Annotated in this window: 5 protein-coding genes; all 5 read right to left on the reverse strand. The window is 42.0% G+C overall.

Annotated elements, in window-relative coordinates; genetic code table 11:
• Nucleotides 1-4,366 (reverse strand): RHS repeat-associated core domain-containing protein (locus H5185_RS20360; protein WP_182743012.1); only part of this gene is annotated, 4,366 nt, incomplete at its 3' end.
• A gap of 6 nt (nt 4,367-4,372) precedes the next feature.
• Entirely contained in the window at nt 4,373-5,314 is a 942-nt protein-coding gene (locus tag H5185_RS20365; protein ID WP_182743013.1) for a hypothetical protein, read from the reverse strand.
• Nucleotides 5,311-6,411: a hypothetical protein gene (locus H5185_RS20370; RefSeq protein ID WP_182722286.1), complete on the reverse strand. Its 1,101-nt coding sequence runs from the start codon at nt 6,409-6,411 to the stop codon at nt 5,311-5,313. The genes H5185_RS20365 and H5185_RS20370 overlap by 4 nt, the downstream gene beginning before the upstream one ends.
• Before the next feature lie 21 nt (nt 6,412-6,432).
• Nucleotides 6,433-6,723 carry a PAAR domain-containing protein gene (locus tag H5185_RS20375; RefSeq protein WP_124015796.1) on the reverse strand — a complete coding sequence of 97 codons (291 nt, stop codon included), beginning with the start codon at nt 6,721-6,723 and terminating at the stop codon, nt 6,433-6,435.
• Between the two features lie 41 nt (nt 6,724-6,764).
• Nucleotides 6,765-7,118 carry a hypothetical protein gene (locus H5185_RS20380; protein WP_124015795.1) on the reverse strand — a complete coding sequence of 118 codons (354 nt, stop codon included), beginning with the start codon at nt 7,116-7,118 and terminating at the stop codon, nt 6,765-6,767.
• Between the last annotated feature and the right edge of the window lie 45 nt (nt 7,119-7,163).

Raw genomic sequence — 7,163 nt, forward strand, 5'->3', positions numbered from 1 at the left:
ACTCAGATTTCAGTTTATCCGAAAGCATTGCCGCTTCCCAATGCGTTTGATCATGTGTTAGCGTTGTATTATCTTTTTTCGCTTCATCAATCAATAAAGGTTTAATATTATCTGGGTTTATTACAGGAATATCTCCCAGGGCCAGCTCAGGGATAACGCCGGACTTCATTAGTCTTGATTTGCCCGCTCCTGTATTACCTCGCATTGCATGAATAGTAGGTAAACCTACAAGTTTTTGTGCTTTAGATAAAGCTTCGACTGTAACTTTATTTAAGATATCCGCATGTAATAACCTTCTTTCATCAAGCCAATTTTCATCTATTGCAGCTTTATCCCAGGACTCTCCCATTGCACGAGCATCTGTAAATGCATCTAATGTGGTCATGGTACCATTGCTATTTGCTAGCTTTATTTTACGAGCAGCATAAGTCTGCGAGTCTTCTTTACACAACCCAAACGGGTCTACCCAATTCACAGGATTAGGTGCGTATTGGTAATGGTTTATTCCCCCCACTAATCCTATCGGGTCTTGATGAATAAATCGTGCTTGCCCAGGGCTGTAGTACCTAAAGCGGTTATAGTGTAACCCTGATTCGTCATCAAAGTATTGGCCTTGAAAACGGATTGGGTTAGTTATCTTGTCTTGCAGAGCTGAATAATCAACATGCTCATTATCCCCACCGTCAAAATCTAAGCCTTCAATCGTCTGGCCAAACACGTCTTGTTGGCTGCGCCAGACAATTTGTGCGTTTTCATCGGTTAAGCAAATCGGTGTAACGAGTTGGTCTAGGTGATAATAATATATTTGCCCAGCTTTAATCAGTGCAACAGGTGTAAAGGTGTCTGGCTGATAAATATACCAGGTGTATTCACCTAAGGTGCATTCGCCAATCAGTTGATGATTGTCCCAAATAAAGTCGGTGCGACCAAGCTCAGTGATTTTTGCGCTGCGACGGCCTAATGCATCATATTCGTATTGCGTCAGCTTGCCATTAACGTTGATTTGCACCAGTTGGTTTAAGCCATTAAAGCTGCGTTGTTGTTTGTCACCCCTACCCACTTGGCTGATTTGGTTGCCACTGGCATCATAACGGTAATCTACCCCAGCCATGCTCATCAAACGGTCGTTGTTAACCACAACATCGTTAGTGTTTTTATTGGGCCTTATTGCATCGGATGATAATGCCGATGAAACTGAGTGTTGAATTTTTTCTGCACGAAGTGAATGAGTAGGATTACCAAATCCATCCCATTGGTATTGCTGCTGAACACTCGATTCACTACCAGTAGGGTTCGCCGATACGCGAGTATGACTGTCACTGACAAGCTGGCTGATGTTGTTATAGCGAAATTGCTTAACATCGGGTGTGCTTTTGGTTTCAGGCCCTTGGCAGGATTCAACCTCACTAGTTGCGCCCTGCTCTACTACTTCGCTCTCACAATGAAGTAATTGATGTTGTTTATCGTATTGATAACGTCTTGATGCAAATAGTGCTGACTCTGATGAGGCAAGCTCTGGTGCTGCGTTATTTGAGCTCGCATGTCGCCATGTCTGCTCAATTAATCTTGAATGGCTATCATAAGCATGAGTGAGATCAAGTTGATTACCCTGTATCGTTTTATGCAATAACCCTGATGACAGATAGTAATAATGAGCCAGCTGTATACGATGTTTCGATGAGCCATTGTCTGTAAAGCTAATGCCGCTTAATTGACTGTTTTTATTGTATTGATAGTCAATCTGTTGCCCGTCTGGCAAGGTTAAGCCACTGCGGTTACCTGAGTCATCATATTGATAGTCAAGTTGCCACTGGCTTTGCAATACCCGATTTATACGCCCTTGTGGATCAAGGTGTTGTTGCACAGTACGGTGCTGGTTATGGGCACGAGTGATTTGCCCTATGGGATTATATTGATAAAAGTTCTGAGTATTCAGTAGCGCTGATGTGGCACTTGGCTCAAGTTTGACATGGCTACTTTGCTGACAAATTCGCCCCATGGCATCACGTTTAAGCTCAACAAACCGAATATCACTGTCGTTCACGGCAACTAATTTGTCATTAGCGTCATATTGATAATGTTGCTCGCGGCCATCAAAACCAATTAAGGTTCTAGGTTGCTCTGTTGGCGTGTATTCAATACGGTATTGCGCCCCATCACTGCGCTCGATGCGGTTTAAGTTACGTTCTTTATCATAAAAAAACTTCAGCCAACTACCATCGGCAAACGTTTGCTGGCGCGGTTGGGCTAAACCGTCATAGTCGATGATGTTTTCAATGTACTCACTATCGTTACTAAGTTCGTGATCGCCTGCCACATCAGCCTGTTGACGCTGGCGAATAATGCGTCCGGCATCATCGTACTGATAATAATGACTAATGGCTTCTTCAGGCTTGTCTTGATTATCTTGTTTATCTTGTGGGTAAGATTTACTTTCGATAATCTGACCTTTATTGTCACGAATAAATTCAGTGACTAAGCCTTGGGGATTAATAGTGGCATTAACACGCCCCTGTCTGTCATGGCTAAAACGGGTAAGCGCATCACCGACTTGTGTAGCAAGTAATTCACCGTCGCGGTCCCAATGGTAGCGATGTGTTACACCATTAACATCGATTTTTTGGGTTAACTGCCCAGCATCATTGTATTGATAATGACTTGGACGACCATCAAAACCTGTTTCAGACAGTAATCGCCCAGTGGCATCATAATGTCTTTTAGCTGTTCGGCCGATGGCGTCTCGGGTAACAATTCTTTGACCTAAACGATTATATTCAAACCGCGTAGTGCCGCCATCGGCTTGAATAACAGCCAGTAACTGTCCTTGATGGTTATAGTTATATTGTATTTTATTATCACAGGCATCAATGGTGGCCACTTTACGACCAACTGCATCATATTGATGACGTATTATGCTGCCATTCGGGTTGTGGTGTTCAGTCAACAGCCCTTGTGTATTGTGAATAAAAGTTTCGCTATGACCTAAAGAGTCAGTACAACGGCTTTTTACGCCGTGAACGAGTGCTGTATATTCAAAATGATAATGATAGATATCATCATCACCCCATTGCTCAATGCACTTGGCTTGGTGGTCTTGTCCGTCCCATGCAAAGTGATGGCTAAAGCCAGATGCGCGTGTTCGGCGCTTCAATAAATAAGTGGTACTTTTAGGGTTATATTGATGATCACTGTCAGATGTGATGTCGGCTGACTTGACCTTGACATAACTGTAGCGCTCTACTCGGCCATTAATGTCAGTGGCGGCAATAAGTGCTTGAGCGTCGTCATATTGATAACTGGCTAACAAATTTTGATGAATTTGTTTGTTACCTTGGTTATCTAACATGTATGAAGCCACTTTTAATAAGTTGCTCTGTGCATTATAAAATAACAATACGCCACGTTTTGGGCCTGTGGTTATTTGGGTTAAACGACCTTGATGATCATAATACAGCTGAAAATATTGGCCTTGATGATTACTAATGCTTTCTAATTGCCAAACATCTTTGCCTGCAACCTGTTGCTTTACAAAAGCCCAATGACTGTCATCTGGCTTGATGAGTACTTGACGACCGTCGGCTTGATGTACTAACGACCAACCTGTTGAAAGTTGGATGCTGGTCTGGCCACGTTTGACCGAATCAAAGACATGCACTCGGCCTTCATCGTCGGTTAACTCAAACCAATATTTACCAGGTTTTTTAGGCCCTACTTTCGCAGGTGCTTGATATTGATGATCTAGCTGTACACAAAAGTTATGACGCCAGCCGTACCCCATACCAACGTTAGTACCAACTTTACTCGAACGATACAAACGGCGCCATGTTAGCGGCATTAAGCCATTAAGCTCAAAATCGACTAACGGTAAAATTTCTTCGCCACTTAGCATCGAAACCGGATCACTGCGGCACTCTTGTTTATCGATGCTCACTTCCGTCGGAGAATGATTGGTCACAGTACCAGACTGAACTGATGCAGAAGTTTGTTTACCCTTGCTGGCTTTGGGGGATTTTTTATTCGTCGAACTCGCCCCAACGCTAGCGATTTCTGTTGAGGATTGAATCTGTTGTTTGGGCATTTCTAGATACACTCGGAGTAAATTACGCCCAATAATGTCACTGAGTTTATGAGTAATATCTCTGGCAGATAAAGTCACGTTTACGCCGGCGTTCATCACCAAACTTCTGGCATGAATTAAAGCATTACGGTCGCGGACTAAATGAGGCGAGATTTCATTAATAATGGTACTAATATTATTATTTTGTTCAAACGTAGATAATTGAAACCCAGCAGGGGTTGACGCGCTGGCAGGCGCGATAACAATGTAACGGTTATGACCTTTAAAATAGAAATTACTGACCGCCATGTTCGTTTATGCCTTCTCTATCCATGAGTACATTGCCACACCAAGATGAAGTTGTTGAGATACTTCAAGTTGTAAACTTATTCCTGTAACTGTCTGTTGTTGATAGCGATTATAGATGTGTAAAAAGTTATATAATCCTACCACGCAACCTATGTCGCCAGTAAAATAGCTGGATTGGGTAATTTGTGTGTCTTGATTAATTTTGCCCGCTAATTGCTCGTAAGCATTAAGCCAATTGTCTGTCACTGTCGAATGGTTACCGGGTAAATAAAGCTGCGACAGTTGATCAATATCGTCGACTTGGCAAGCTCGGTTAAATAAGGTTTTTATGGCCTGAGTTTGCTGAACCAAGCTGCATGACTCTTGGAATAAATCCAAAACGTGCATACCATCAGTTGCAACATTGATGTTGGCCATGATGACCGCTTCAGCAGGACAACGACCGCTATCTTGTTGCTGGGTAATCAGCTCTTGCTCATTTTGCAAATCTGAAAGCGCAAAATACAGGCTGTCTACAGCAATAAATATCGCACTTTGACTATCGACTGGTAATGCCTTTAATGCGCTCAATGCAGAGAAAAACCCAGCACTTCCCATAGGAAAAAATCGGCTATGAGGATGTTCAAAGCAATGTGGGAAAAGTGCATGTAAACGACTTACCCAATCCACAAGTTGTTGTTTTTCTAAATGGGGTAAAATCCAAAAAATCGGCTGAGTTCGGTAAGGCTGCCACTGAGCTTCGTCATGGATCGGCAACTTGTGTAACATATCAATGATACGGCTTAATTGAGACTCAGTAGCCAGGCCTTGAGCCATTACCGCAGCGATGTGTTGACCATCAAATTGATACTCAAAATCAACCGCCTCAGATAAAGGTAGGTTGAGCAACTGTAGTGGATTTTGATAGGTCCCCACAACGATTTCAATGGCCTCTGCATGCATAATCATAAGGCGACTTTCACTCGTTGAGGGCTGTGATTGACCACATTATTGAGCCTAAGCTTGTGTAAATAAGCGATTCGTTGGTGAACAGGACTAGAGTAACGAATGATTTTATCGATACTAGCAGGATTGACTTCAATACCATTAATCAATCTAACTTCAGGCATTTTAAGGGCTAATAGCATCCAACGATGCAATAATTTAGCACTGTAAAATTGTAAATATTCACAACGTTCGGCTTCATCTTCCTCAAACTGCCATTGATAAGGAACCGATTGATCTAACTCGGGGCCTAAAATAGTTCTCAATGCGCTAAAAGCCACTAAGGTTTGATTTGGTTGCTGCATAGCTCGAGCTAAAAAAGGCACAAATTTACTAAAACCTGAATAGCCCATTAGCTCAATGACCCTTAATGTCAAATCAACATTCTGACTCATTAAATTGAACACTTTGGTTAATATGGCTTCGTCTAATGAAATAATAAACACTTCAAAAAGAGCACTGTGGCAATAATCTAATTGACTGAATAAGCCATAGAGCTCTATCGGTTCATTAATACTAGACATCAGCATTTCAATATATAAAGACGTCAGTGACGACCGAGGGATGTTCAGTGAATTAATGCCATCGTTACGCTTTAAGCGTTTACCACGATAGATGCACAACAAGATATATTGCTGAATTTGCTCAGGAGTCTTATTGCTTGCAGTAAAACTAACCTTATCAAATTGAAGTTGGCTAGCCATTAATGCAAATGCAGGGCTATATTGGCTCGCATCAACAAGACTGCTGGCAAATAATGCCTCAACGATATGTGATTGCGCTGTAGGCTGAGCCTTGTAGTGCAGTTGTAACAACAGAGATAAAATGACTACCTTGTCAGTTGGGCTAAACTGCACATCAGTTTCAAAAGCATCAACAATTTGCTCCTGAGTATTGGCACTGAGTAACGGCCAGTTAGGATCTTTTTTTTGCTGGATCATCTTTAAAATGACCGTTAACGATTGAGTATTATCTTCAATGTTTTTTGGCATACACTGAAACGACGACAACATTACTTGTCGTTGCGCCAGCAGAAGATTAAAACTCTCAATCAAATTCATTTACCACAATCCTTGTTCGTTCTAGCCAATCATCACTGTAGGATTACCTACAATAATCTTCCCACCATGAGCGGTACCATCTCCCATTCGGGCAGCGGGTTTGCCATTAATCAATACCGAACTTGAACCTGCATTAATCGTATCAGGCGGCCCAACACAAATTAACTTGTCACCTTTACGTGCTGCGGGTAATGAACCAATAAGAACATTGCCAGACCCCATTACAATAGGACCGCCAACATGAGGTACTGGACCGGGATTGGTTTTAGGACAAAGATGCATGCATGTAAGCGTTGCTGCGGGCATTCCCATCAAATATTCCTTTATTTGTTGTAATGTGTTGTTCCAGAGGTTTACTCGTTATCTAAAGGGATAACCAATAAAGCACGCTGTTCCAACGCCAATGCAATGATACTAATAATTTGCGCTTCAGATTGTTGAACAGCCAAATAGGTATCATTGTGTAAATAGCAATAAATTAGATACAACAAATCTGGTGAATTCTTCCAGCTGTGTCGATTTACTAAAAACTGTTCACCAAATGTTGCACTAACCCACAAGGTCATATTAGGTGTATTAAGCAGTGGATCTTGCGGTTTATCGACCGGTTTACAGATTAAGTGTCGATACCCAAATTGACAGGTAATTTCATGGCCTCGACAAAAAGGCCCTAACAGGCCGACTCCAGGATAACGAGATGATGACATGACTAATTCAACTTAATTTGAGCAGCTTTTAAGGCAATGCTGGTG

The sequence above is a fragment of the Shewanella sp. SG44-6 genome (genome assembly GCF_014164185.1).
Lineage (GTDB): Bacteria > Pseudomonadota > Gammaproteobacteria > Enterobacterales > Shewanellaceae > Shewanella > Shewanella vesiculosa.